Raw genomic sequence first — 26,526 nt, 5'->3', positions numbered from 1 at the left:
GCGAGAATGGGGACGATCCAGAGCGACGACCTGACGTGGCTGATCAGACTGTATCGACGGTTCCAGGCCATGTCGGACTTCCTCGCCAGGCAGGCGGGCGGCTACTACTCCCAACGAAGGGATGTCCTCGCATTGCGTCGACCCGGCTCACCGTCCCATCCGGCGATCGTAGCTGCGCGAGATGCGTTGTAAGAGGGTTGGATCGCGTGCATCGCTGGAGTCGAAACGCACCTGGACGCTACCGTCGGACTGCCGTTGCACGCTGGTCGTCACGGTGCCGCCGTCGACTCTCCCGACAAGAATGCCGCTGGCCGGATCCACGACGGTGAGGACGAGTCCTTCGTCGCGCATCGCATCCGCAGCCGCGGCAAATGAGCGATCGTAGCTCGCTGGTGTCGTCACCACCGTTCCGGCGACCGGTACTGCGTAGTACGTGCAGGCCGGCAGAGCGATCAGGGCGCAGCACCCGGCGGCTAGCAGAACGCGTATCAAGGTTCCTCCTTCGTCCATCCCGGGGCGGGATCGAACGACGTCGTCGCGGCGGCTTTGGCTGCGCTGTCGGGTCCGAGGTCGCGCCCGTAGACCTGCCCGTCGTGACTGACCATGAAGCTCTTGATGCCGGTATCTCCGTAACGGACCGGCCAGGCAATCACGGCAAAGCCGCCAAAAAGCTTGCCGTTCACGACGTAGTCATACGCACCGCCCGGCGCGTGCGGGCCTTGCGAGGTCAGCAGCTTGTAGTGATAGCCGTAGTAGCCCGCCTGCCTCGGGTTGCGCGTGCCCGCCGTGAGGAAGGCCTCGCCGAGCGGGCTCGGCTGTTCATCGGGGCTGGCGGGCCAGTACAGGCCGTCGTGCTTGCCAGGTGCGCTCGATAGTTTCCTCGCATAGGCGAGCACGCCACTACCGTCATGGTCCGTGCTGGCATATTCGCGCTGCGCATCGTAGATCGCCAGCATTGTCTGGATCACGGCAAGCTCGTTGCGGCCAATGCGCCGCAAGCGCATTTCCTCGGCACCGGCGCGCGTGTCGAAATGCCATCCCTGCGGCGATTTCACGAGAGGAATGGGCAGGGTCCAGCCGTCATCGCCTACCGTGATGTCCGCACGGTCGCTGCCCGATGCCTGAATCGCATGCGCGGTGTTCCAGGCGGTCACGAAGCGGCTTCGCAACTCGGCGCCCACAGGCGGGATAAGCTCCCGAAAGTCGTTGCCAAGCAACGCCTTCAACGTCGCCTGGTCGTTTTTGGCCACAGCTTCTCCAAACGCAGTCATCGCCTCTTCCGGGGATTTGAAGTCCTTCTGCGCGTATGCCGCATTGGTCGCCCCGAGGCAAAGCGTCAGCGCGACGATGACCGCACTGCCGATTGCGCCAAGCCGCGCCGCGAGGAATCGTAGTGGTGACTTCATGCTCCTGTCTCCTTAGCGCCTGCCACGTCCGCCACCGCCAGCCCGCGCTCCGCCGCCCGCTCGACTGAAATTCGAAGACTGCGCACTCGTGCGGCCCCGGTTGAAGTCCTGCTGCGAGGCGTGGCCACCGCCCACACCCTGGAACGCACTGTCCCGACCACCGCCTCCGGCTCCGGCACCGGCTCCAGCCCGGTTGGAGACGTCCGCACGATTGGGCGATCCGCCAACATTCGCCCCACCAGCGCGGTTGCTTGCACCGGGATTATTCGCTCCGCCGCCACGGTTGCCCACGCCGGCATTGTCAGCACCGCCACCGCGGTTACCCAATCCGGTATTGTCAGCACCACCACCGCGGTTAGCCGCGCCGGCATTATTCGCCGCACCACCGCCGCGGTTAGCCGCGCCGGCATTATTCGCCGCGCCACCACCGCGGTTACCCGCGCTGGCGTTATTCGCCCCGCCGCCGCGGTTGCCCGCACGGTCTCCTGCGGCAGCCCTGTCGGATCTGGCGGTGCGGTCGGCCGTGCTTCCGGTGCGGCCGCGGTAGTCGCCGCGCGCGTCGGCGCCGGAGACGTTCTTTGCGTACTTTTCACGAGATGCGTTATCGCGATAGGCGACGCCCTGGCGATGGCCCGCGTCGTGCTGCCACTTACCGCCCTCGACCTTGCTGCGATCGAAGTTGCGATCGATATTGGCGGCCTTGTTGACATTGATATTGACGTCTCCGCCACCCCAGTTGCAGTTGCCGAATATCGCGCCGGCGGCGGCCAGACCCACGCCCCATGCAAAGCCGGTGGCAAGCGCGGCGCCGGGATAATATGCGGGCGCCGGCGGCCAGTAATACGGGGGATAGGCCGGCGCAGCCCAGGTGCCGTACACGACTGTCGGGTTGTAGGCCGGCACGTAGATCACCTCAGGGTTCGCCGGTTCGATACGGACGATGGTCTGCGTCGCCTGCGCGGGTTGGCCGCCAGCCGGTGCCGGGGCGGGTTCCGTCGACACCTTCTGCTGCTCGTTGGACTTGAGGTTGCCCGATTTCTGCGCACGCGCGCGCAGTCGTTGCACCGCATCGAGAACGTCCTTCTCCTGCGCAAGAAACGCGTCGCCGAGCTTTTGCGTCCAGTCGAGCTTGTCGTTCATGGGTTCGAGTATTTGCGGAAACGCGACGAGCGATTTCACGCTAACGTCCCACGGTTGGTCCTGGACGGCATTCACAGCCGCATCACCCTTGAGCTTCGGATTCGCCTTGGCCCAGCGCGCGGCATGCACGATCTCGAGCGGATAGGTCGAGGCCATCAATACCTGCGACAAGACCGAGTCCGGATAGAGCGCGATCGGCGCAACCAGCGCCTCGATCTCCTCCGGCTTGAATGTCGGCTGCTGCGCTTGAGCCTGCCCCGGGGCACCGTTCGACGGTTCCTGGGCAGGCGCACTGTTTGAACCAAGTGTCAGCACGACGAGGAACCCCATGCACACCCCATAAGAGAGTCGTGCGCTCCACTGGGTCATGGCTGCTCCTTTCAGAGATGTTTGGCGGCACTGAGTCCGCTTGTCGGGCGCGAGTCGCAACAGATCTGCGCACTGCGTCGTGGATGCCCCCGTCATTGCTTTGAAAGAGCGCCAACCACGTAAGCCGATTGCTCGCCCTTCGGCATGCGATGCCCGCACTGACAGTACATCATCACACGCGGCGCAATACTATCGGCCCAAGGTCCTATATGGGTGCAACTCATGGCGACGTGAGCGGTGCAATATCCGCCGCATGTGCTTTGGAAATTAGACAAAGGACATGGCGCTTATGCAGCATGAACCCACAACCATTTTCACCGCACGAAAGATGGCTTGCCCTCGTCATGCCGCAGCCGATATATCGCTCATCTGGCAATGGCCGCTCAGCGTTTGGCTTCCTTCAGACAACACACCTCGTAGCGAACTTCTGTTGCGTCGCGAACGATCTCCAGACCGTGGATCTCGGTTTCGAAACCGGGAAATGCGGCGTACTGGTCGCGGCAATTCGCGAGGTAGTCGACTATGGCGGGTTTGTCGAAAGTTTCGCCGGGCATGATCACGGGAATACCCGGAGGATAGGGCACCAGCATGACCGCGGGAATGCGCCCCGCCAGGTTGTCTATCGACACCAGTTCGACCGCGTTACGCACCAGCTGGTCGTAAGCATCGCAAGGCAGCATGACGGGTGTCGGCAGGTCGGTGTAGATGTCTTCCATTAGCCTGAGTGTGCCATGCGCCTCGTAGAATGCGTGCATGCTGGCGGCGAGGTCCTGTAGACCCATGCCGGCGTAGGCGTCGGGATATTGCTGGACCAGTTCGGGGTAGACCTGGGCGAGCGGTGCATTCAGGTCGTAGAGCTCCTTGAAGCGGAATAGTTCAGCCAGCAGCGTCCCCCATTTCCCCTTGGTGATGCCGATGGAAAACAGCACAAGGAACGAATAGAGACCGGTCTTTTCCACGACAATGCCATGCCGCCACAGATGACGGCTGACAAGGGCCGCCGGAATGCCGCGAGACTGCAAACGGCCTTCGATGTCGAGCCCCGGCGACAGGATCGTCACCTTGATCGGGTCAAGCATCGCATGGTCTTTCGTCACTTGTTTGAACCCATGCCACGTCGCGTCGGCCCTCAGCATGAAGTCTTTGGGATTGACGTCGATCGGAGCGAGCGGCGCGATCTTCGCATTCTTGCTATCGACTATTTTGTCGGGTTGCCAGGCGTTGAAGAACCAGTCGCCCACTTCATTCATTTCATGGTTCGTTCTCGCGATCTTCCGGCGAAATGCCATGGCCTCGGCAATCGCGTCTTCAATCAGGGCACGCCCCGCGCCTCCCGCCATCATGCGGCTCGCAACGTCGCAGGAAGCGATGATGCTGTACTGGGGAGACGTCGACGTGTGCATCATGAAGGCTTCATTGAAGCGCGCGTGCGAATAATCGCCCTCGGCATTGTTCTTCACGTGGATCATCGAGGATTGGGACAGCGCGGCCAGCAACTTGTGAGTGGATTGGGTGGTGAAGGTGACCGGTTCTCCCGGTTGCGGATGGGCGCTGGCCGCCATGCCATAGCGGTTTTCGTAGAACGGGCTGAATCTCGCGTACGCGAACCATGCTTCGTCGAAATGCAGGACCTCGACCTGATGCGCGAGAGCCGTGCGAATGGCCGGCGCGTTATAGCAGATGCCGTCGTAAGTCGAATTGGTCACGACGGCGAGCCGCGGCTTCATGGTCTTGTTCTGGATGAGCGGCGAAGCGTCGATCTTTTTTTGAATCGCCTTCGGCGTGAATTCGGCCTCGGGAATGGGGCCGATGATTCCGTAGCGATTGCGCGTGGGACGAAAATAGAGGGGTACGGTTCCCGTCATGATCATCGCATGCAGTATCGACTTATGACAGTTCCGGTCAACGAGGACAAGATCTCCGCGCGACACGGACCCGTGCCACACCATCTTGTTCGAAGTCGAGGTTCCGTTCGTCACGAAGTAGGTGCGATCGGCGCCGAAAGTGATCGCGGCTTCTCTTTCGGCTTCGCCCACCACACTGGTATGTTCGAGCAATGATCCCAACTCGGGTACCGACACCGACAGGTCGGAACGGAATGTCGCTTCGCCAATGAAGTCGAAAAACGCTCTGCCAACCGGTGACTTGAGAAACGCCACGCCACCGGAGTGGCCTGGCGTATGCCACGAGTACTTATATTTGTCCGTATGTTCCATCAGTTCCCTGAAGAACGGCGGCAGTAGTTTGTCGAGGTAGGCCTCCAGCGATTCCTTGAGTCTGCCCGCAATGAAGGAGGCCGTGTCCTCGTGTTTGTAAATAAAGCCAGTGAGCTGGGCGACCAACTCCACGGGCAGCTTGTCCAGCACGTCCACCGACGAATCGAGGAAAATCCCCACGCGCGGGTAGCGGGTACGAAAGCGCTTGATTGCCTGCACGAGATTCTCGACCGGGATTTCCGCGACCGTGGCCTGATTGAGCACGATGACGCCAATTTCCGGATGAGACAGGATTTGCGCGCCGCCATCCTCGAAATCGCTGGCCGTCATGACCGTGATGCCGTGGCTCGCCAGCGCGGTGATGATTTCTCGAATCGCCCGTCCGCCCGAGTTGTCCGCGTGCAGGTCCTGGTCGATGATGAGAATGGGGAATTTCTCGCGCAGGAGAGTGGGGGGATTGGGCATGACAGTCTCCTGGTGCAGGTCAGTTCTTCGGCAACGCTGAGACGAGGACGTGACTGCGGTAGGTGAGTCGGGCGAGGTGACGTTTTCCGCCGCGATAGTTAATCATTCCGTGCCGGCGACGTGTATCGGACCAACGTCCTACATCGGGCGGCGCATCGCGACGTCTCGTGCATCGATGCCCCTGCGGCATTCATGTAAGACCAAGGTCCGATTACGGGTTCGCGCTGTCTGTGCTTCCATAAGGTCGTGCTCAGACAACCGTCGATGAGTTTGACTCGACTTTCCTGAAGCCGCACACGGGCATGCGAGGTCGCCGCTTTGCTCCTGCTTTGGCGAGCGGCATCACCAGCATGCGCCACATAATCATGGAGACTGGTGATGATTCCTCGCTCCGTTAAGGCGCCTGTCATTCCTGTTCCATTCAATCGGCTGCTAAAGGTTGTCGCGATCGTCGATCAGGCCAGCGAACCGACCCGGGCCTTGCTCGATCTGATCGTGGCGGAAGGTTTTCAGGTCGAAGTCAGGCACAACTTCATTCGCGACATCAACGAGGATGCGGGGGTAGGGGCGTACATCGCGCTGGTGGACGGCGAGAACCTCGAGCACGCACGCAAGATGGCGATATTGATTCGTGCGCAGGGGTTTCAGACGCCGCTCTGGGCGCTCGCGGATTCCCACCGTATATCGGATCTTGCGGTGACGGGCGCACTCGGCGAAGTGACGGGCTATATCTATCTCGGGCAACAATCGCCGGGCTTCTACGCCAAGCAGGTGGTGGCGAGTCTGGTCAAGTACGGGATGAGCCTGCTCCCGCCTTTTTTCGGCGGACTGGTGGCCTACGATGCCGAAGCCAATATCGCCTTCGATTGCCCGGGACATCAAGGCGGGCAGTTCTATCGAAAATCGCCGGCGGGGCAGTTGTTCTTCAAGCATTTCGGTGAGAGCATTTTTCGCAACGACTTGTGCAACGCCGACGTCGACCTGGGCGATCTGTTGATTCATGAAGGTGCGGCGGCTGAAGCAGAAAGTCACGCCGCGGCGATATTTGGCGCCGACCAGACCTATTTTGTTCTCAACGGGACGAGCACGTCGAACAAGGTCGTGACAGGTGCCGTGCTCAAACGCGGCGACCTGGTGCTGTTCGATCGCAATAACCACAAATCCCTGCATCAGGGCGCGCTCGTTCAGGCGGGGGCCATCCCGGTCTTCTTGCCGACCACCCGCAATCCATTCGGAATGATCGGCGCGGTGGACTGGGATGCCTGGGATGAAACCTCGCTGCGCGAGCAGATCCGCGCGAATCCCCTCGTGAAGGATCCGGAGCGCTGCAAGATGGAGCGCCCATTCCGCCTTGCCTGTATTCAACTCGCCACGTATGACGGCACGATCTACAACGTGCGCAAAGTCATGGAGAAGATCGGCCACCTTTGCGAGTATGTGCTGTGGGACGAGGCGTGGATCGGCTATAACGCGTTTCACCCGCTCTTCGAAGATCACAGTCCGATGCGGCTGAAAGGTCTGACGCCGGACACGGCAGGGCTTTTCTCCACGCAATCGGTCCATAAACAAGGCGCGGGTTTTTCGCAAGCCTCCCAGATCCATAAACGTGACGAGCACATTCGCGGTCAGAAGCGCTATATCGAACATAAGCGTTTTAACGAGTCGTTCCTGATTCACGCCTCCACTTCGCCGTTCTATCCGCTGTTTGCGTCGATCGACGTCAACGCGAAGATCCATGAAGGCAAGGCGGGTGAAGTGCTCTGGGACGGGTGCATCGAACTTGGTATCGAGACTCGCAAGAAGTTCCGCGAGTTCTCGCGCCACTACGCGAAGACGGGCGGTACGTTACTGGAACAATGGTTCTTCGACCCCTTCGTGCCCGATGTCGTGACGGTAAGGGACTCGCGGTTTACGGTTGATCTCACGGACGTCGCGTGGGAGGATGTCCCCACCGATGTGATCAAACGGGAACAGCAGTGCTGGACGTTCCGCCCCGACGCAAGCTGGCACGGTTACGAAGGGTATGCCGATGGCTACGCGATGGTTGATCCCAACAAGCTGACGCTGCTCACGCCCGGCATCAACCGGAAGACCGGCGAGTATCTGGATTTCGGTGTGCCCGCAACGGTGGTGGCCAATTACTTGAGGGAAGAGGGCGTCGTTCCGGAGAAGTGCGACCTCAACAGCATCCTCTTTCTCATGACGCCGGCCGAGGACGAAAGCAAGCTCAACACGCTGCTCGCGAGACTGGTCAGATTCAAAAGCCTGTGGGACCGCGACGCGTCGCTGGCGGAGGTCCTGCCGACCCTGCATGCCGTGCACCATGCGCGCTACGCCGGTTATACGCTGCGTCAGGTCTGCGACGAAATGCACACCTTCTATCGCGAAGCGAACGTGAAGAATCTGCAGCGGCTGTGCTTTCGCGCGTCGAGCTTCCCGGAGCTCGCGATGCCCGCGCAGGAGGCTTACGACGCCCTCGTCGCAAACGAAGTGGACTATGTGCCGCTCGATAGCGTCAGCAACCGCATATCCGCCACGCTGGCGCTGATCTACCCGCCCGGAATCGGCGTGGTGGTGCCCGGCGAACGCTGGGATGAACGCGCGGCGCCGATGCTCGATTACTTCCTTGCATTTCAGGAATCGTTCAACCGGTTCCCGGGCTTCAACTACGAGGTGCAAGGCGTGTTCCAGGAAAAGGAAGACGGTCGAATCCGGTTTTACACCTATGTAGTCCGCGAGTAGGCGGCACGCAACCTTTTCAGGAGTAGGTGCCATGGCTGAAGCGAAGAAGAAAATGAACGTCATGCAGTTGACGTTCATCGTGACCGTGAACATGATGGGCTCGGGCATCATCATGCTGCCGGCCAATATGGCCAAAGTCGGCGCGATTTCGTTGCTGTCGTGGGTGGTGACAGCGGTGGGATCGATGGCGATCGCCTATGGCTTCGCGCAGGCCGGTATCCTCAATCAGCGCGCGGGGGGCATGGCGGCCTACGCCGAGGACGCCTACGGCAAGTCGGGCTACTTCCAGGTGTTCTTCCTTTACTTCGTGTCGGTCGCCATCGCGAATGTGGCGGTCGCGAGTTCGGCGCTGGGATATCTCGCGGCCTTCTTTCCCGGACTGACGGCCTCGCCGATCGCCACCTGCATCGGCGTGATCGCCCTGTTGTGGCTCACTACCGTCGCGAACTTCGGCGGTCCGAAACTGACCGGGCAGATCGGCTCGATAACGGTGTGGGGCGTCATCCTTCCGGTGGGATTCATCTCCATCGGAGGCTGGTTCTGGTTCCACGGCGGCACATTCGCGGCGGCGTGGAATCCGAAGGGATTGGGTCTCGTGGAGGGCATGGGTTCGAGCATCTCGCTCACGTTATGGGCGTTTCTCGGCATGGAGTCGGCGGTGCAGAACTCGTCAGCCGTCGAGAATCCGAAGCGCGACGTGCCTCTCGCGAGCCTGTTCGGAACGCTGGGCGCGGCGGTGATCTACATCCTCTCGACGGCTGTCATCCAGGGTATCGTGCCCAACGCCGATCTGGCGAAGTCGACCGGGCCGTTCGGCCTGGCGTATGCGCGCATGTTCACTCCGCTGGTGGGTAACATCGTGATGGCGCTCGCGGCAATGGCGTGCGTGGGTTCCCTGTTGGGCTGGCAATTCACGCTCGCGCAGACGGCAAAAGACGCGGCGGATAGCCGCATGTTCCCGGCCGTGTTCGGCAGGGCGAACCGCATGGGCGCACCGCTTGTCGGCATGATCATCATGGGCGCGGTGCAGTCGCTGATGGCCCTGTCCACGATTTCGCCGAACCTCAGCGAACAATTCGAGGCCCTCGTCAATCTCGCGGTGGTGACCAATGTGGTGCCGTATATCGTTTCGCTGTCGGCGCTATTCGTGATGATGCGCAACGCCGGAACGGAGCCTGCCGTCTACCGGCGCAATGCGATTGTCACGGTAGTGGCGATGCTTTACTCCGTGTATGCGCTCTATGCGGCGGGCAAGGACGCCGTGCTCGGCGGTATGCTGGTGATGGCGATCGGCTACGTGATCTTTGGTTTTATCGCGCCACGCTTCTCCAACTCGCGCGGCGCCGTACGTGCGGCAGCGGCGGCGGGCACGGCCGCCCTCGTGATCGCGATCGGGATGGCGGCCGCCTTCACGCCGCATCGGGCGCATGCGGCGGGCGTTGCCGCCGTGACGAATGCGCCGGCGGGCAGCCTCGCGCGGATCAAACAGTCGGGCAAGATCGTGCTTGGGTATGTCAGTGACGCGCAGCCGTTCGCCTATCGCGACGACGCGGGTCATGCCGCCGGCTACACGGTGGCGCTGTGCCAGAAGATTGCCGACCATGTCAAAGACGCGCTCGGACTTTCCGCACTGACGGTGCAGTGGGTGCCGGTTCCGGTGAACGACCGCTTTCGCGCCGTGCAGGAGGGGCGCATCGATCTGCTGTGCGGCGAAGCCGACACGCTGACCGGAAGGAAGGAGATTTCGTTCTCGATTCCTGTCTATCCCGGCGGCGTCGGGGCGATTCTTCGCACCGACGCGCCGACTGGGCTGAGGGAAATACTCAACGGCTCGCAGCTCCCGAATCGCCCATTCTGGCGGGCGTCGCCTGCACAAGTTCTCTCGCAGCAGACCATTGCCGTGGTGGCGGGCTCGCCCACCGAGCGGTGGGTGGCGGGAAAGCTCGATTCATTCGATATCACGGCAACGGTCACGCCGGTCGCCGGTGTTGAAGCGGGCGTGCAGCAGGTGCTCGCGCGCAAGGCAAACGTCTTCTTCGCGGAGCGAGCGCTTCTGTTGGCGCAGGCAAAGAGCAGTCCCTCGGCGACGGAGTTGAGCGTGCTCACCCGCCGCTTCACCTATCTCCCCGTCGCCATCGGGATGCCGCGGGGAGACGACGACCTGCGCCTGCTGGTCGACCGGACCCTCAGCCAGACATTCGCGTCCGCGGATTTTCGGGCCATGTACGCGACGTGGTTTGGCCAACCTGATGAGGACGCACTGCGCTTCTTCCGGTTGAGCGCGTTGCCGGAGTGACCGACGGTGTCGATCGCGCATCGCTTTGTTCGATCTTCACGATTGGCTCGATCGGCCCGATCGCCGTGACGATTGAAGCCGGCGGCACGGACCGTAGACAATCCGTGGAACCGCCCGATACCCGGCATCCGGATTGCGCTTTGCCGCGCTTGTTGCAGGGATATTGCTATACGCATGTCATGCGAGTGCGGACGACGGCATGGTGGGCGCACAGGATGCCGGCATCGACAAGAACAATATTTTGCTCACTCGCAACGGAGTGTTGCCGGTCCCCATCTTCGTTACCGAGCCGGCGGTCGGTTATGGACTCGGGCTGGCGTTATTGCATTTCAGCTTGCCAGAGGAGGCGGGTGACGATTCGGCATCTTCCGCTGTACGCACGCCCCGCCCGAACATCACCGGAATCGCCGGATGTGTGACGGGCACGCATAGCTGGGGCGGGGCGTTGCTGCATACGCATTCGTGGAATCAGGACAGCATCCGGTACATCGGGATCCTGGGTAAAGCCAGTTTTCACCTGAACTACTACGGCATTCTGGGCAATCCGCAGTCGTATCAGCTGGAGGGCGCCTTCCTGTATCAACAGGTTCTCTTCCGCTTAGGCGAGACCCGCTGGTACGTAGGCCCGCGATACACCTTCTTCCGGTCGCGCACATCGCTTAACAATGGCCTGCCTTCAACGTTGCAAAACTTCGATGTCGATCAGAATGTCGCCAAGGGCGGCATTCTCGCCAACTACGATTCCCGAGACGACAATTTCTATCCGCGCGACGGAACCTATGCCGAGTTCGTCGCCGAATTCGCGCGTAGCGTGCTCGGCAGCACGTCAGACTTCGAGGTGCAGTCAGCAAAGGCGTTTCATTGGTTTCCGCTGAGTCCGGGCTGGGTGCTTGGATTACGGGCGGATGCGGGATTTTCTCAAGGCAATATTCCTTTCTTTGCCCAGCCGTACGTCGCGTTGCGCGGCGTGCCGGCAGCGAAATACCAGGATCGCAATCAGCTCACGACCGAGCTGGAAATTCGTTGGAACGTCACGCCGGCCTGGTCGGTGCTCACGTTCGGAGGAGTGGGCCGTTCGTACGGAAGGCTTCACTCCTTCTCCGATGCTCCGACAGCGTATGGCGTCGGCGCGGGGTTCCGCTACCTGTTGGTTCGAAAGATCGGGCTGACCATTGGCATCGACATCGCGCGCGGGCCTGCGCAGAATGCCTTTTACGTCCAGATCGGCAGCCCGTGGCGATGACGTCGCGCCTGCGGGAAAACTGCCAAAGGCATCCGCCGCCGCCCCCGTGAGGTACGCATGCACGCCATGCGTCGCGCTCGCCGATCGGGCTGCCTTCGCCCGGCGGCTTGCGCCGCCCGCGAGCGTGAGCGCGTGCGTATGGGTCGTACAGGCGAGGCGCCCGTTCGACTGACCGGGACTGGCGGGAGTTTTTTCTGTTTCGGCGTCGCCGCCGACGGCTGCCCGGCCGCGCTCAGGCGCTCAGACGTCAGGCGTCTGCTGGGGCGCTTGCGTGCCTGGCAAGTCCGCTTGTGCGGCACCTTCGAGAAAACGGCGGGTCGATTCGAAAGCCTGCAGCATCTGATCGGGCCATGGCGTTTGCAACATGACCGCCTGATGGTTTTCGAACGCCGCCGACAACAGCTTCGCCAGCTCAGGCGAGCGTAGATGACGCAGCAGCACGCTGACGGCAATCGCCGTGGCCTGGCTTGCGCCGGCCGTCTGGAGTTCCGAAGCGGTGAGGGCCGCGACCTGTTTGTTGATGTCCACTGCAACTTCCCTGGATGAAATGTGAGAGATTGAGGCTCGATCGCCCGGTGCCGAATTTTGACATGGTTGGCGGCAGATCGTGTGCGCCGGCCGGTACGACGCCGTAGCGATCGCCTTGCGTTGCAGGCACCGGCTCGCTGGCGCGAGCGAGGGCTTTGCATGGTATTCTGCGCGCCGCTTTTTGCCGTATTGTTGACGCATGACTCGCGGATCGATCCGTGCGTGACTAAACAAATCTCGCTGCAGAACAACACAATAAAAAAAAGAGGGATGCGATGAGCGTGATATTGGCCCTGCTTGGCGCGCTGGTGGGCACGTTGGCGGCCCTGTCGAATGACTTCTCGATCAGGTTGGGGGCGCTCCTCGGCGCCGCGGCCGGTATTGCGCTTGCGCGTCTGCTGCGGAAGAAGTCTCCAGGCGCGGCGACGGAAAGTGCTGGCAAATTGGACGCAGCGGATAGCCGGGAGTCGTCGGCGGGACTTGCGGCTCGCGTCGAGCGGCTCGAACGGGAGATCGTCGAGTTGCGGGGTGAAATTCATCGGTTGCGCGCAGGGGGCGGCGAGGTTGCTGACAATGCTGGGGCGCGGACTGCGGATACAGCGGCGGCCACGTCGCCGGCACCTGACGCGGGATCGCGTCAGGATGTCGCCGCGTCTGAGAGCGGGGAGCCGACGCGTCCCCAAACGGGGGTGCCGGCGATCCAGCTCGCCGGCGGGCGCGCTTCTTCGACAAGCGTCGAAACTTCGACCTCAGCCGCGCAGCGCATGGCGAGCGCTGCGGTGGCAATGGGCGCAGGCGGCACCATGGGCGCCACGAGCGCACCCGACGCAATGGGTGCGGCGAGCACAACGGCTGCAACGGACACAACGGCTGCAACGGACACAACGGGTGCAACGGACACAACGGGTGCAACGAGCACACGAGGCCCAACAGGCATACCGAGTGCAACAGGCACACCGGGTGCAACGAGCACACCGGGCCCAACAGGCACACCGGGTGCAACGGACGCACCTCCAGCCAGCCCGATCACCCACGCCGTTTTCGTCCAGCCGCCCGTGCCTGCTGCGCCGTCGCCTCCACGCGGGCCGAGCCTCGCCGAGCGCCTTTTCAAAGCGGGCCGCGACTGGCTGCTGGGCGGCAACACGGTCGTGCGGGCCGGCATCATCGTGCTGTTTTTCGGCATTGCCTTCCTGCTCAAATACGCCGCGGACAACAGCCTGCTGCCGATCGAATTCCGCCTCGCCGGCGTGGCCCTGGCCGCGACCGCCTTGCTCGTGCTCGGCTGGCGCATCGGCGAGCGACGCGGCGCGTACGGACTGATCGTGCAAGGTGGCGGCGTCGGGGCGCTGTATCTGACGGTGTTCGCCGCGACCCGGCTCTACCATCTGCTGCCGGCGGGCGCGGCCTTGCCGCTGATGATCGCGATCTGCGCGCTCAGCGCATTTCTGGCGGTTCGGCAGAACGCGTCGTCGCTGGCCTTCATGGGCAGCGCGGGCGGGTTTCTCGCGCCGATGCTGCTGTCCACCGGCGGTGGCAGCCATGTCATGCTGTTCAGCTACTACGCGTTGCTCAATGCGGGCATCTTCGCGATTGCCTGGTTCAAGGCATGGCGTCCGTTGAATCTGCTCGGTTTCGTGTTCACGTTTTCAATCGGCGCCGCGTGGGGTGTGACCGCCTACCGTCCTGAGTTGTTTGCCAGTACCGAGCCGTTCCTGATTCTGTTCTTCCTGATGTACGTCGGCATCGCGTTGCTCTACGCGGTACGGCGCGAAATCGCGCTCAAGCACTATGTCGACGGCACCCTGGTGTTCGGCACGCCGCTGGTGGCGATCGGCCTGCAGGCCGCGCTGGTGAAAGACACCCCGTTGGGTCTCGCGTGGAGCGCGGTGGCGCTGGCGGCGCTCTATCTGGCGATCGCGGGCTGGCTGTCGCGGCACCGCGAACGTCTCGGCATGATGTTCGAGGCCATGCTCGCGCTGACGGTGATCTTCGCCACGCTTGCCGTGCCGCTCGCGTTCACCGGGCCGACGACGAGCGCAACCTGGGCCATCGAAGGCGCCGCGCTCATCTGGCTCGCCGTGCGTCAGCGGCGCTTGACGGCGTTCGGCTTCGGCTTGCTGCTGCAGCTGGCCGCGGCGGGCGCCTACGCGGTCGGCATGCTCACGCCGAGCCACGACCCAAATGTCTGGCCGGTACTGAACGGCGCCTGCATCGCCGCCGTCCTGATTGCGGCGGCGGGCATTTTCACGGGATGGCGTTTGCACGGCCGCAGCGAAGCGGGTGAGTGGCACCGGTGGATGCCACGGATCGGCCTCGTCGCCAGTGTGTGGGGGCTGTGGTGGTGGACCTTCGGCGGCCTTCACGAAATTCACGCGTACGCAAACGCCCATCTTGCACACGGCCACGCCCGCTTCGATACCGCCGCCGTCGCACTGTTCGCCGCGCTGAGCGCGTGGCTCGCGCACGGCGTGCGCCGCACGCTGCGCTGGCCGCTTGCCGGGTTGCCGGCGCTCGCGCTCGTGCCGGTCCTCGCGCTGCTGGGCGCTAGTCTCTTTACCTTGCACATGGCGCCGGTGAACGTTTACGGCTGGCTGGTTTGCGCGCTCGCCGCGCTCTGCGCGTATGCGTTGTTGTGGCGTCAGCAGCGCGACGGCAGCGACAGTGTGCTCGGAGCGCTGCATACGTTGATGTTCTGGACGGTCGGCGCGCTTGCCGCGCTCGAAGGCTATTGGCGTTTGCGCGCCTACGTGCCCGAAGGCGCGTGGAGCTGGAGTGCGTGGGCGTACGGCTTCGGCGTGCTCCTGCTGTGGGTGGCGGGCGCCGGGCACCGCCTGCGCTGGCCGGTCGCGCGCTTCATGCGGGCCTATCAGGTGTGGGCGCCGGCGCCGCTCGCCGTCCTCTTGTGGGCGTGGAGTATCGCAAGCGTGATGAGCGACGGCAGCGCCGCGCCGCTCATCTGGCTGCCGCTCCTCAACCCGCTCGATGTCGCGCAGATCCTCGTGTTCGTCGCCTGCGCGGTATGGCTGCGCAGACTGCGCGCGCTGGGCGTGCGGTGGCATCCGCCCGGCTTCGATTATCTGCTGCTCGCCACGCTGTTCCTCTGGTTCAACGCGCTGCTGCTGCGCACGCTGCATCATCATTTCGACGCGGCGTACGATGTCGACGCGGTGCTCGCGTCGTTCAAGCTGCAGCAGGTGTTTCTGGTCGGCTGGAGCGCGTTTGCCTTCGCCGGCTTATGGCTTGCGCACCGCGACGGCCTCGTGCGGCTGTGCGCGATTGCGTCGACGCCGCTCGTGCTGGTGATGTGGGTGTGGACGTTCTATGCGAACCTCACTCAGGACGGCGGCGCGTGGGCGCGCCTGCCGCTGCTCAATCCGCTTGACCTGGTGCAGGCGGTGGTGTTCGCGCTGGCGACGTTCTGGCTCGTGCGCATTCACCGGCTCGGCGTGCCGATCAGCGAGTATCGCGTCCCGCTGCAGGTGGTGGCCGGCGCGACCGGTTTCTTCTGGTTGAACGCTATGCTGTTGCGCACGCTGCATCACTGGACCGGTATCCCGTATGAGTTCGAGACGATGTCACACGCCATGCTCGTGCAGGCGTCAATATCGGTATTCTGGACAGTGTGCGCGCTCGCCGTGATGATCTGGGCGACGCACCGGGCGAGCCGGATGTTCTGGTTCATCGGCGCCGCGCTGCTGGCGGCCACCGTGGTCAAGCTGTTCCTGTTCGACCTGTCCCACGTGACAGGGATCGAGCGGATCGTATCGTTTATCGGCATCGGTGTGATGTTGCTGCTGATCGGCTACTTCTCGCCGTTGCCGCCCAAGGCTTTGGTCCTGGAAACTGAGCAATGAAGCGTGTTTTTATATTGACTGGCTGGTGTTGTGCGATCGTCGTGGCGGGGGCGTGCGCACCCGCGTTCGCGGCTGATGATTTCGCACAACGTTTCGCGCTCCAACTGGAAGACGGCGCCGCGTATTACAGCGTGACGCTGCCGGCAGCCGTCTATGCGGCGAGCCAGCGCGGCGACCTGGGCGACGTGCGCGTCTTCAACGGCGCGGGCGAACCCGTGCCGTACTCGCTCGATGCGCCACGCGAGCCCTCTCGCACGCCGCCCACGCTGCGGCCGGCGCGCTGGTTTCCGTTGCCGCCTGCCGCCGCCAGAAGTTCCGGCGCGCCGCTCGGGGTGACGATCGCCGGCGACGGCTCGTTGCGCGCGACCTCGGCGCCGCCGTCGCGCGCGCAACACGACACCGACCTGATCGATGTCGGGCGCATGCCGCGCACGAGTCGCGTGAGCGCATTGCTGGTGCATCTGCGCGACGACAATTACCAGGGGCGCGTGAGCGTCGAAGCCAGTGACGATTTGCGTCACTGGCAACCCGCGGGCGACGCGCAACTTCTCAAGGTCAGCTACAACGGCAGCACGTTGAGTCAGGACCGGATCGAACTGGCGGGCACGCCGGCGCGTTATCTGCGCTTGCACTGGCTCGACGGCGCGCCGTATGTCGACTCGATGGACATGGAGATGCAGGCGGTTGCCGTCGAGCCGGCGCAACGCGCGGACCGGGCGTGGCGCGAAGGCATCGTCGCCCACGCGGGACCGAAGCCCGGCGAGTACTTCTTCAGCACCGGGGGGCCGTATCCGGTCGACCGGTTGCGGCTGAACCTGCCGCAACCGAATACCGTCGCGCCTGCCGTCGTCTATTCGCGCGCGGGGCTGGAGACGCCGTGGCGCGAAGTGGCGGGCGCGATGCTGTTCCGCCTGCACAACGGCGCGGTGGAGCAGAGCAACCCGTCGCTCGAATTGACGCCCGACACGGATCGGCAATGGCGGGTGGTGGTCGACACGCGCAACGGCGGACTGGGCAGCGGAACACTGACCATTGCCGCGGGCTGGCGGCAGGCCACGCTGACTTTCGTCGCGCGCGGCGCGGCGCCGTTCACGCTGGCGGTGGGGAACGCGGCGACGGCGTCGTCGGCGGTGAGCCGGAGCGATCTGTTGATGGGCGCCTCAGCGGTGCCCGCGACGGCGCACCTGGGTGACGCGCTGTCCGCCGCGCAGGCAGCAAGCGCGCAGGCCGCGAGCCACGACCCGGATGCGATGCGCCGGTATGGGCTGTGGGCGGCGCTGCTGCTGGCTGTCGGGTCGCTCGGCGCGATCGCGTGGCGGCTTGCGCGTCGTGCTCAGGCTCCAGCGGGTTCAGCGGGTTCGGCGGGTTCAGCAGGTTCAGCGGGTTCGGCAGGTTCGGCAGGTTCAGCGGTTTCGGCAGGTTCGGCAGGTTCGGCAGGTATTGCGCCGGGCGGCGCGCCCGGCGGCTCTGCGGGGACCGAGGCAGCGAGCGCCGCGGCTAAGCCGCCCGGCGGCGGTGGCGTGCCCGGGCAAGGCGGCAACGGCTGAAGCCGGCGCCCGCATACGGCGCGCAGGTCACTCCTCGCGCGCCGTCATCGTGCCGATAATCTTGTCGAGCGCGTGGCCGAAGGCGAGTTGCTCCTGCTCGTCGAGACAGGCGAACATGTCGCCGTTCCACTTGCGCGCGATCGGCATCACCTTGCGATACAGCGCGCGTCCCTCCGGCGTGAGCGAGACCAGCACGACACGGCCGTCTTCGGCGCTCGGCTCGCGCTTCACGAGCCCTTGTTTGATCAACGCTTCGGCGGCGCGGCTCGCCTGGCTTTTGTCGAGATTGGCATGCCTTGCCAATTCCATGATCGAGAACGGCCCGAACGATCCCACCGACGCGATCACCCGCGCCTCGGGCAAGGTCACGCCGAGCTTGTCCTGATAGCGTTCGCTGATGCCGCGCTCGGCGAGTTTGTTGAGAACATGCAGACGGTACGTGAGGAATTGTTCGAGCCCGGCTTTGGGTGCCTTCATGGTCTTCCCGTAATGAGTGAGCGGTCGCGGCGCTGTGATTGTTGCCGCAACCGTCCCGCCGGTCAACGCGTGCCGTACTTCAGGCGCGTCAACTGTTCGGCTTCATCCGCCAGCAGGCGCGCCGCGTCGCGAATCGCGACCTCGAGCGTGATCGGGCCGGGGGCGGGCGAGAAGCATCCGCTGAAATATTCGGCCAGGCGCGGCAAGGCGGTGGAGTCGACCGCGCCCGAGAGCAGCGTGGCCGGCACGCCCGCTGCCTGCGCGTGACGGCAGGCGACGAAGGGCGCTTTGCCATGCAGCGTTTGCACGTCCGAACGGCCTTCACCCGTGATCAGCCAGTTCGCGCCTTCGAGCGCGGCGTCCAGGCCAATTTGCCGCGCGACGGTTTCGGCGCCCGGTTCGAACTGCGCGCCGAGCATATGCAGCGCGAAGCCGAGGCCGCCGGCCGCGCCCGCGCCGGGTTGGTCGCGCGCCGCGCGGCCGAGCGCCGCTTCGAGCAGATCGGCAAAGCGGACAAGCGCGGCGTCGATCGAGGCAAGCTGCTCGGGTTTCACGCCCTTTTGCGGGCCGAACACCGCGGTTGCGCCGTGTTCGCCGGTAAGCGGGTTGTCGACGTCCGACATGCCGATGAACTGCGTGTCCGCAAGGCGTGCGTCGAGTTGCGACACGTCCACTCGCGCGAGGCGCGCGAGCTGCTCCGGCGTGGCGTCGAGTTCGTTGTTCCGCGCGTCGAAGAGCTTGAGGCCGAGGCCGGCCAGCAGGCCCGCGCCGCCGTCGTTCGTGCTGCTGCCGCCAAGCGCGACGAAGAAGCGCCGCACGCCGGCGTCCATCAGCGCGCGGATCGCTTCGCCCATGCCGCGCGTGCTGCGCGCCTCGACGGGCACGCCCATTCCCACCGGATCCGTAATGCCGACGACCTCCGCCGTCTCGATGATCGCGCTGCCGTCGGCCAGCAGGCCCGTAAGCGCCTCGCGCACCGGGCCGGCCGCGCCGCGCACGCTCAGCTTGCGGCGCTCGCCGCCGCTCGTGAGCATGGCGTCGAGCGTGCCTTCGCCGCCGTCGGCCATCGGGCAGATGCGCACGCTCGCGTCGGGGCGGGCGCGCTGGATGCCCGAAGCGATCGCTTGCGCGACCTGTTCCGCGCTAAGCGAGCCTTTGAAGGAATCGGGAGCAATGACGACGACGGGCGAGGACGGCGAATTCGGCATGGTGTCTCTGAATGGTTGGAGTCGTTGCGAGGGTGGGTGAAATGACGGGATGCGGGCGCAGCCCCGAGCGCGTCCGTTAGCTTATCAGCATGGGCGCGCCGACTGAATATGTCGAATGGCATAGCCGGCATCGTCGACGGCCACGCCGCCAGCGCGGGGCACATCCGTGCGCCGATGCGCAACCTCGACGTGAGGCGGCGCGACGCGTCCGGATTGCGCCGGCAAACGGCGCAGCCTGCGCGGCGACGCGGCGCCGGGGGCGCACCGGAACAGGGTGCAAACCGGCCTGAAACAGGTCGGAAGCGGCTGGAATCCGAGCGAAATCCCGATAAAAACGCGCGCATTCATCGAATCCCGGCTAGGCGCGCCAATAGTTTGCTAAAATATTCGGCTCTTTGGACCCAACCGTGCTGCCGGCGGCCTGCAAGCCCGCGGCGCAGGCGCGCAATCGATGCTCAAGACGTGATCGCCACACTGCGCGACACCGCGCAACATCGACAAGCGGCACGGAGAAGATAACTGATTCGCTCGAATAATTTTAGGACGATTGAAGCCATGGCTAACGTTGTTGAGAACCTCGGCAAGCTCGAACGCCGCGTTACGATTTCCCTGCCGAAGGACGCCGTGCAGAAGGAAGTGGATTCGCGTATCCGTCAACTCGCGAAGAACGTGCGCATGCCGGGTTTCCGCCCGGGCAAGGTGCCGCTCAAGATGGTGACGCAACAGTATTCGGGCCAGGTGGAAGCCGAAGTGCTGAGCGACAAGGTCGGCAAGGAATTCTTCGACATCAGCCGCGCCGAAAACCTGCGCGTCGCCGGTCAGCCGAGCTTTGCGCCGAAGAGCGACGCCGTTGAAGGCGACTACGCGTTCGACGCCACGTTCGAGGTGTATCCGGACGTGAAGCTGGGCGACGTCGCCACGGCGGAAATCGAGCGCACCACGACCACCATCAGCGAAGCTGAAATCGACCGCACGCTGGACATCCTGCGCAAGCAGCGCGTGCACTTCCACGCTCGCGGCGAAGCCGGCGAGCACGGCGACGGCGGCGGCGACACGGCAGCGAAAGAAGGCGATCGCGTGACGGTCGACTTCGTCGGCAAGATCGAGGGTGAAGTGTTCCAGGGCGGCAGCGCGGACGACTTCGCGTTCGTGCTGGGCGAAGGCCGCATGCTGCCGGAATTCGAAAAGGCAGCCACGGGCCTGAAGGTCGGCGAGTCGAAGGAATTCGATCTGGCATTCCCCGAGGACTATCACGGCAAGGAAGTTGCCGGCAAGACCGCGCAATTCACGATCACGATGAAGAAGATCGAGTGGCCGCACCTGCCGGAAATCGACGCTGAGTTCGCGAAGTCGCTCGGTATCGAAGACGGCGACCTGACCAAGATGCGCGCCGAGATCAAAGACAATCTCGAACGCGAAGCGAAGCGCCGCACGCAAGCCATCGTCAAGAACCAGGTGATGGACGCGCTCCTGAAGATTTCGGAACTCGACGTGCCGAACGCGCTGATCGAACAGGATCAGGAACGCCTCGTCGCGATGGCGCGTCAGGATCTGGAACAACGCGGCGTGCCCAACGCCAAAGATGCGCCGATTCCGGCTGCGATGTTCAAGGAACAGGCCGAGCGTCGCGTCAAGCTGGGTCTCGTGCTGGCCGAGCTGGTCAAGGCCAATGAACTGCAAGCCAAGCCGGAGCAGATTCGCGCCGAAGTGGACGAATTCGCGAAAAGCTACGAAGACCCGAAGGAAGTCGTCCGCTGGTATTATTCCAACCAGCAACGCCTTGCCGAAATGGAAGCGTACGTCGTTGAAGCCAACGTCGTCGATTTCGTGCTCAGCAAGGCCAAGGTGACGGACAAGGAAGTGAGCTTCGAAGAACTGGCAAGCGCAACGGCGCAAGCGTAAGCGTCGCTGCAACGGCGTGCCGGCTGTCGGAGCGACGGCCCGCACGCCGTTTTTTCGTGTTGCGAAAGTGTGTTGCGTTGGGCATGGTGTCACGCATCCCGCCGCACTGATCGCGCACTTGAATACGGGGTCGTCGACCACACCTGTCTAGCATGTAATATTCAGAATATTTCAGACAAGGATCCATTGCATGACCTTTCGCGCTCAAATGCTGGACACGTTGACCTCCCAGTCGTCGCGGGATCTCGAAGCGCAGGCGCTCGGACTTGTGCCGATCGTCGTGGAGACGAGCGGCCGGGGCGAGCGCTCGTACGACATTTATTCCCGTCTGCTGAAGGAGCGCATTGTGTTCCTGGTCGGCGAAGTGAACGACCAGACGGCCAATCTCGTCGTCGCGCAGATGCTGTTCCTCGAAAGCGAGAACCCGGACAAGGACATCAGTTTCTACATCAACAGCCCGGGCGGTTCGGTGTCGGCCGGCATGGCGATTTACGATACGATGCAGTTCATCAAGCCGGACGTCTCCACGCTGTGCATGGGTCTCGCGGCAAGTATGGGCGCGTTCCTGCTCGCAGCGGGCGCGAAAGGCAAGCGTTTTGCTCTGCCGAATTCGCGGGTGATGATTCACCAGCCGCTTGGCGGCGCGCGTGGTCAGGCGTCGGACATCGAAATTCAGGCGCGCGAAATCCTGTATTTGAAGGAACGGCTGAACCATCTGCTTGCGCATCACACCGGCCAACCGGTCGAGCGTATCGCGCGCGACACCGATCGCGACAACTTCATGTCCGGCGACGACGCGCAAGCTTACGGTCTGGTTGACCAGGTGGCGCACAAGCGTCCTTGATCTGGTGCGGTTTTGCCCCTGGTTGGGGCAAAACCGTCAGCGGATCGATTGTGAAACAATCAAGACTCGTCCGAGCGCCTGCGGCAAACGCCGTCACCCTGGCTCAGTCCCTGCCGCGCCCAAACTGCGAGGCGGGGGCAAACGGCGTATCATGTAATCGAGTGTCCGGAGGCTCACACATCTATGGCGGACAAGAAAGGTTCTAACAGCGAAAAGCTGTTGTATTGCTCGTTTTGCGGCAAGAGCCAGCATGAAGTGAAGAAGCTGATTGCCGGCCCGTCGGTGTTCATCTGTGATGAATGTATCGACCTGTGCAACGAAATCATCCGCGATGAGGCTGCAGGTGCGGGCATCGAGGCGGGCTTGTCCAAGTCCGATCTGCCGAGTCCGCAGGAAATCCGTGAAATCCTCGACCAGTATGTAATCGGTCAGGAACGCGCGAAGAAGATTCTCGCCGTGGCGGTGTACAACCACTACAAGCGCCTGAAGCATCTCGACAAGAAGGACGAGATCGAGCTGTCCAAGAGCAACATCCTGCTGATCGGCCCGACCGGTTCCGGCAAGACGCTGCTCGCGCAGACGCTTGCGCGCCTTCTGAACGTTCCGTTCGTGATTGCCGACGCAACCACGCTGACCGAAGCTGGCTACGTCGGTGAAGACGTCGAGAACATCATTCAGAAGCTGCTGCAAAACTGCAATTACGAAGTGGACAAGGCCCAGCGCGGCATTGTTTATATCGACGAAATCGACAAGATCAGCCGCAAGTCCGACAACCCGTCGATCACCCGCGATGTCTCGGGTGAGGGCGTGCAGCAGGCATTGCTCAAGCTGGTTGAGGGCACGATGGCGTCGGTGCCGCCGCAGGGCGGGCGTAAGCACCCGAATCAGGATTTCATCCAGGTCGACACCACCAACATTCTGTTCATTTGCGGTGGCGCGTTCGACGGCCTCGAAAAGGTCATTGTCGATCGTACCGAGAAAACCGGCATCGGCTTCGGCGCAAGCGTGAAGAGCAAGCAGGACCGCGACGCGGGCGAAGTGCTGCGCGAAGTGGAACCGGAAGATCTGATCAAGTTCGGCCTGATTCCCGAGTTGATCGGCCGGCTGCCGGTGGTGGCCACGCTCGGCAAGCTCGACGAAACGGCGTTGATGAAAATCCTCGTCGAACCGAAGAATGCGCTGGTGAAGCAGTACCACAAGCTGTTCAATATGGAACGCGTCGAGCTCGAAATTCGCCCGGCTGCGCTACAGGCTGTGGCGCGTAAGGCGATCCGCCGCAAGACGGGTGCTCGTGGGCTGCGCTCCATCCTGGAACAGGCGTTGCTTGATGTGATGTACGACCTGCCGCAAATGAAAGGCGTTAGCAAGGTCATCATCGACGACAACGTTATTGACGGCGACGGCAAACCGCTACTGATCTACGAAGACGCGCCCAAGGTCGCGGGTTCGAACTGATCGGCTTTCGGGTTCTTGCAAAAAAAGCCGTTCATGGCAACGTGAACGGCTTTTTTCGTTTATCGTGTGGTCAGGATGGTTGTTTTCACTATGGAGTCACTGAACCTTCGGAGTCACTGAACTTTTCCCACACGCGGAGGCTTGCAATCTTTTCTGCTGGCCTCACCTATCGAACGAACTGATTCCACTCATGGGGAAATGAAATGTCAGGAACCCAACTCCTTCCGCCGGAACGCATTACGCTCCCGCTGCTCCCGCTGCGCGACGTAGTCGTCTTCCCGCACATGGTGATTCCGCTCTTCGTAGGCCGCCCGAAGTCGATCAAGGCTCTCGAAGCAGCGATGGAAGGCGGCAAGCACATCATGCTCGTCGCCCAGAAAACGGCTGCGAAAGATGAGCCGACCGAAAAGGACATGTACGAAGTAGGGTGCGTTGCGAACATCCTGCAAATGCTCAAGCTGCCCGATGGCACCGTCAAGGTGCTGGTCGAAGGCTTGCAGCGGGCGAAAACGCTTTCCATCGAAGAACAGGAAACGCAGTTTTCGTGCGAAGTCATGCCGCTCGAACCCGACCACGCCGACAGCGCTGAAACCGAAGCGCTGCGCCGCGCGATCGTGTCGCAGTTCGACCAGTATGTGAAGCTGAACAAGAAGATCCCGCCGGAGATCCTGACGTCGCTGTCGGGTATCGACGAGGCTGGGCGTCTGGCCGACACGATCGCGGCGCATCTGCCGCTCAAGCTCGATCAGAAGCAGCACATCCTCGAAATGTTCCCGGTCATCGAGCGGCTCGAGCATCTGCTCGCGCAACTCGAAGCCGAGATCGACATCCTGCAGGTCGAAAAGCGCATCCGCGGGCGTGTGAAACGCCAGATGGAAAAGAGCCAGCGCGAGTACTACCTGAACGAACAGGTCAAGGCGATCCAGAAGGAACTCGGCGAAGGTGAAGAAGGTGCGGATCTCGAAGAACTCGAGAAGCGCATCACGGCTGCCCGCATGCCGAAGGAAGCCAAGAAGAAGGCCGACGCCGAGCTGAAAAAGCTCAAGCTGATGTCGCCTATGTCGGCTGAAGCGACCGTCGTGCGCAACTACATCGACACGCTGATCGGCTTGCCGTGGCGCAAGAAGAGCAAGGTCAACAACGACCTCTCGAATGCGGAACGCGTGCTCGACGAAGACCACTTCGGTCTCGAGAAAGTGAAGGAACGCATTCTCGAGTATCTCGCGGTCCAGCAACGTGTCGACAAGGTCAAAGCGCCGATCCTGTGCCTCGTTGGGCCTCCGGGTGTCGGTAAGACGTCGCTGGGTCAGTCGATCGCTCGCGCCACGAACCGCAAGTTCGTGCGCATGGCGCTCGGCGGCGTGCGCGATGAAGCCGAGATTCGTGGTCACCGTCGTACGTACATTGGTTCGATGCCCGGCAAGATTCTGCAAAGCCTGACCAAGGTCGGCGTGCGCAATCCGCTCTTCCTGCTCGACGAAGTCGACAAGATGGGCCAGGATTTCCGCGGCGATCCGTCGTCGGCCTTGCTGGAAGTGCTTGATCCGGAACAGAACCATACGTTCGCCGACCACTATGTCGAAGTCGACTTCGATCTGTCGGACGTGATGTTCGTGGCGACGTCGAACTCGCTGAACATTCCGCCGCCGCTGCTCGACCGGATGGAAGTGATCCGCCTGTCGGGTTACACGGAAGACGAGAAGGTCAGCATCGCGCAACGTTATCTTTTGCCCAAGCAAAAGAAGAACAACGGCCTCAAGGATGGCGAGGTCGATGTGACGGAAACCGCGATCCGCGACATCATTCGTTACTACACGCGTGAAGCCGGCGTGCGTTCGCTCGAGCGGGAAATTTCGAAGATCTGCCGCAAGGTCGTGAAGATGCTTCTGCTGAAGAAGGCGGAAGGGGCGGTGAAGGTGGACGGCAGCAACCTCGACACGTTCCTTGGCGTGCGCAAGTACGACTTCGGTCTGGCTGCGAAGGAGAATCAGGTTGGCCAGGTCACGGGTCTCGCGTGGACGGAAGTGGGCGGCGATCTGCTGACCATCGAAGCCGCGGTGATGCCGGGCAAGGGCAACGTGATCCGCACGGGTTCGCTCGGCGACGTGATGAAGGAATCCGTCGAAGCCGCACGCTCGGTGGTTCGTTCGCGCTCGCGTCGTCTCGGTGTCAAGGACGAAGCGTTCGAGAAGCAGGACATTCACATCCACGTGCCGGAAGGCGCGACGCCAAAAGACGGTCCGTCCGCCGGCATCGCAATGACGACCGCGCTGGTGTCGGTATTGACCGGAATTCCGGTACGTGCCGATGTCGCGATGACGGGCGAAATCACGTTGCGTGGCGAAGTTCTGCCGATCGGCGGCCTGAAGGAAAAACTGCTGGCGGCGCATCGCGGCGGGATCAAGCTGGTGCTGATTCCGGAAGAAAACGTCAAAGACTTGACGGAGATTCCGGATAACGTGAAGAACGCGATCGAAATCGTGCCGGTCCGTTGGATCGACAAGGTGCTCGAACTGGCGCTCGAACGCGTACCCGCGGCGCTGCCGGAGGAAGAGCCTAAGCCTGCTGCGCCGGTTGCAGCAGAGCCGGGCAAAGACGCCGCAGCAACCGAGGTCGTGAAGCACTGACACCAAGGCGCTCAGTAGCGAAGCTGTTTGCTGGAAGAAAACCCGCGGTCGTGACCGCGGGTTTTTTTTGCCCGCGCAATGCCGTACGCCGGCTCGCGAGATGCGTTTTCCCACCTATTGAGCAAACCCGGATGCGCGTGCCGATTGGTTGTATGCGCATCGATCGGCGGCAACATACGGTGATGGAAATCCCCCTCCAAAACCGCT

General features: G+C 62.8%; 16 protein-coding genes. 9 read left to right on the top strand and 7 right to left on the bottom strand.

Annotated elements, in window-relative coordinates:
- Positions 1-147: 147 nt before the first annotated feature.
- From CJU94_RS15540 to CJU94_RS15525, 4 genes are all read right to left on the bottom strand, one after another.
- Complete coding sequence (locus CJU94_RS15540) at positions 148-492, bottom strand: hypothetical protein (protein WP_425272151.1); 345 nt, start codon at positions 490-492, stop codon at positions 148-150.
- A complete protein-coding gene (locus tag CJU94_RS15535) occupies positions 489-1,406 on the bottom strand; it encodes a DUF2950 domain-containing protein (RefSeq protein ID WP_095419443.1) in 918 nt (305 codons plus the stop codon). Before CJU94_RS15535 ends, CJU94_RS15540 begins: the two co-directional genes overlap by 4 nt.
- Positions 1,407-1,418: 12 nt before the next feature.
- Positions 1,419-2,915: a DUF3300 domain-containing protein gene (locus CJU94_RS15530; RefSeq protein WP_095419442.1), complete on the bottom strand. Its 1,497-nt coding sequence runs from the start codon at positions 2,913-2,915 to the stop codon at positions 1,419-1,421.
- 383 nt (positions 2,916-3,298) lie between these two features.
- Positions 3,299-5,596 (bottom strand): Orn/Lys/Arg family decarboxylase, encoded by a 2,298-nt coding sequence (locus tag CJU94_RS15525; protein ID WP_095419441.1) that lies wholly within the window; start codon positions 5,594-5,596, stop codon positions 3,299-3,301.
- A 378-nt stretch (positions 5,597-5,974) separates the two neighbouring features.
- On the opposite strand from CJU94_RS15525, the gene speC reads away from it, so the two are divergent.
- The 3 genes from speC to CJU94_RS15510 all read left to right on the top strand — a co-directional run bounded on the left by speC (position 5,975) and on the right by CJU94_RS15510 (position 11,877).
- The gene (speC, locus tag CJU94_RS15520) at positions 5,975-8,338 is read left to right on the top strand and encodes an ornithine decarboxylase (RefSeq protein WP_095419440.1); all 2,364 of its coding nucleotides are present in this window, start codon (positions 5,975-5,977) and stop codon (positions 8,336-8,338) included.
- Between the two features lie 31 nt (positions 8,339-8,369).
- On the top strand, positions 8,370-10,634 hold the full coding sequence (potE, locus tag CJU94_RS15515) for a putrescine-ornithine antiporter (RefSeq protein WP_095419439.1): 2,265 nt from the start codon (positions 8,370-8,372) through the stop codon (positions 10,632-10,634).
- Positions 10,635-10,833: 199 nt separating this feature from the next.
- Positions 10,834-11,877, top strand: a complete 1,044-nt coding sequence (locus CJU94_RS15510) for a BamA/TamA family outer membrane protein (RefSeq protein WP_095419438.1) — start codon at positions 10,834-10,836, stop codon at positions 11,875-11,877.
- Positions 11,878-12,117: 240 nt separating this feature from the next.
- Here CJU94_RS15510 and CJU94_RS15505 read toward each other — a convergent pair whose 3' ends face one another.
- Positions 12,118-12,405: a hypothetical protein gene (locus CJU94_RS15505; protein WP_095419437.1), complete on the bottom strand. Its 288-nt coding sequence runs from the start codon at positions 12,403-12,405 to the stop codon at positions 12,118-12,120.
- Positions 12,406-12,680: 275 nt separating this feature from the next.
- Between CJU94_RS15505 and CJU94_RS15500 the strand changes: the two genes are divergently transcribed.
- Complete coding sequence (locus CJU94_RS15500; RefSeq protein WP_095419436.1) at positions 12,681-16,259, top strand: DUF2339 domain-containing protein; 3,579 nt, start codon at positions 12,681-12,683, stop codon at positions 16,257-16,259.
- Positions 16,256-17,806 carry a DUF3999 domain-containing protein gene (locus tag CJU94_RS15495; RefSeq protein ID WP_095419435.1) on the top strand — a complete coding sequence of 517 codons (1,551 nt, stop codon included), beginning with the start codon at positions 16,256-16,258 and terminating at the stop codon, positions 17,804-17,806. Before CJU94_RS15500 ends, CJU94_RS15495 begins: the two co-directional genes overlap by 4 nt.
- Positions 17,807-17,833: 27 nt before the next feature.
- Here the strand turns inward: CJU94_RS15495 and CJU94_RS15490 are convergent, their stop codons facing one another.
- Positions 17,834-18,283, bottom strand: a complete 450-nt coding sequence (locus CJU94_RS15490; RefSeq protein ID WP_095419434.1) for a MarR family winged helix-turn-helix transcriptional regulator — start codon at positions 18,281-18,283, stop codon at positions 17,834-17,836.
- A gap of 62 nt (positions 18,284-18,345) precedes the next feature.
- Positions 18,346-19,491, bottom strand: coding sequence for a glycerate kinase (locus CJU94_RS15485; RefSeq protein ID WP_095419433.1), 1,146 nt, complete (start codon positions 19,489-19,491; stop codon positions 18,346-18,348).
- Between the two features lie 555 nt (positions 19,492-20,046).
- Here CJU94_RS15485 and tig point away from each other — a divergent pair.
- From tig to lon, 4 genes are all read left to right on the top strand, one after another.
- Positions 20,047-21,393, top strand: coding sequence for a trigger factor (tig, locus tag CJU94_RS15475; protein WP_095419431.1), 1,347 nt, complete (start codon positions 20,047-20,049; stop codon positions 21,391-21,393).
- 190 nt (positions 21,394-21,583) lie between these two features.
- The gene (clpP, locus tag CJU94_RS15470; protein WP_007182010.1) at positions 21,584-22,237 is read left to right on the top strand and encodes an ATP-dependent Clp endopeptidase proteolytic subunit ClpP; all 654 of its coding nucleotides are present in this window, start codon (positions 21,584-21,586) and stop codon (positions 22,235-22,237) included.
- Positions 22,238-22,420: 183 nt separating this feature from the next.
- Positions 22,421-23,692 (top strand): ATP-dependent Clp protease ATP-binding subunit ClpX, encoded by a 1,272-nt coding sequence (clpX, locus tag CJU94_RS15465; protein WP_020065906.1) that lies wholly within the window; start codon positions 22,421-22,423, stop codon positions 23,690-23,692.
- Positions 23,693-23,895: 203 nt separating this feature from the next.
- On the top strand, positions 23,896-26,319 hold the full coding sequence (lon, locus tag CJU94_RS15460) for an endopeptidase La (protein ID WP_095419430.1): 2,424 nt from the start codon (positions 23,896-23,898) through the stop codon (positions 26,317-26,319).
- The last annotated feature ends 207 nt before the right edge of the window (positions 26,320-26,526 follow it).

Origin of the sequence: Paraburkholderia aromaticivorans (genome assembly GCF_002278075.1) — a bacterium.
In the GTDB taxonomy this organism is placed as follows: Bacteria; Pseudomonadota; Gammaproteobacteria; order Burkholderiales; family Burkholderiaceae; genus Paraburkholderia; species Paraburkholderia aromaticivorans.
The sequence above is the reverse complement of the archived record's forward strand: the minus strand, read 5'-3'. Positions and strand labels throughout refer to the sequence as shown.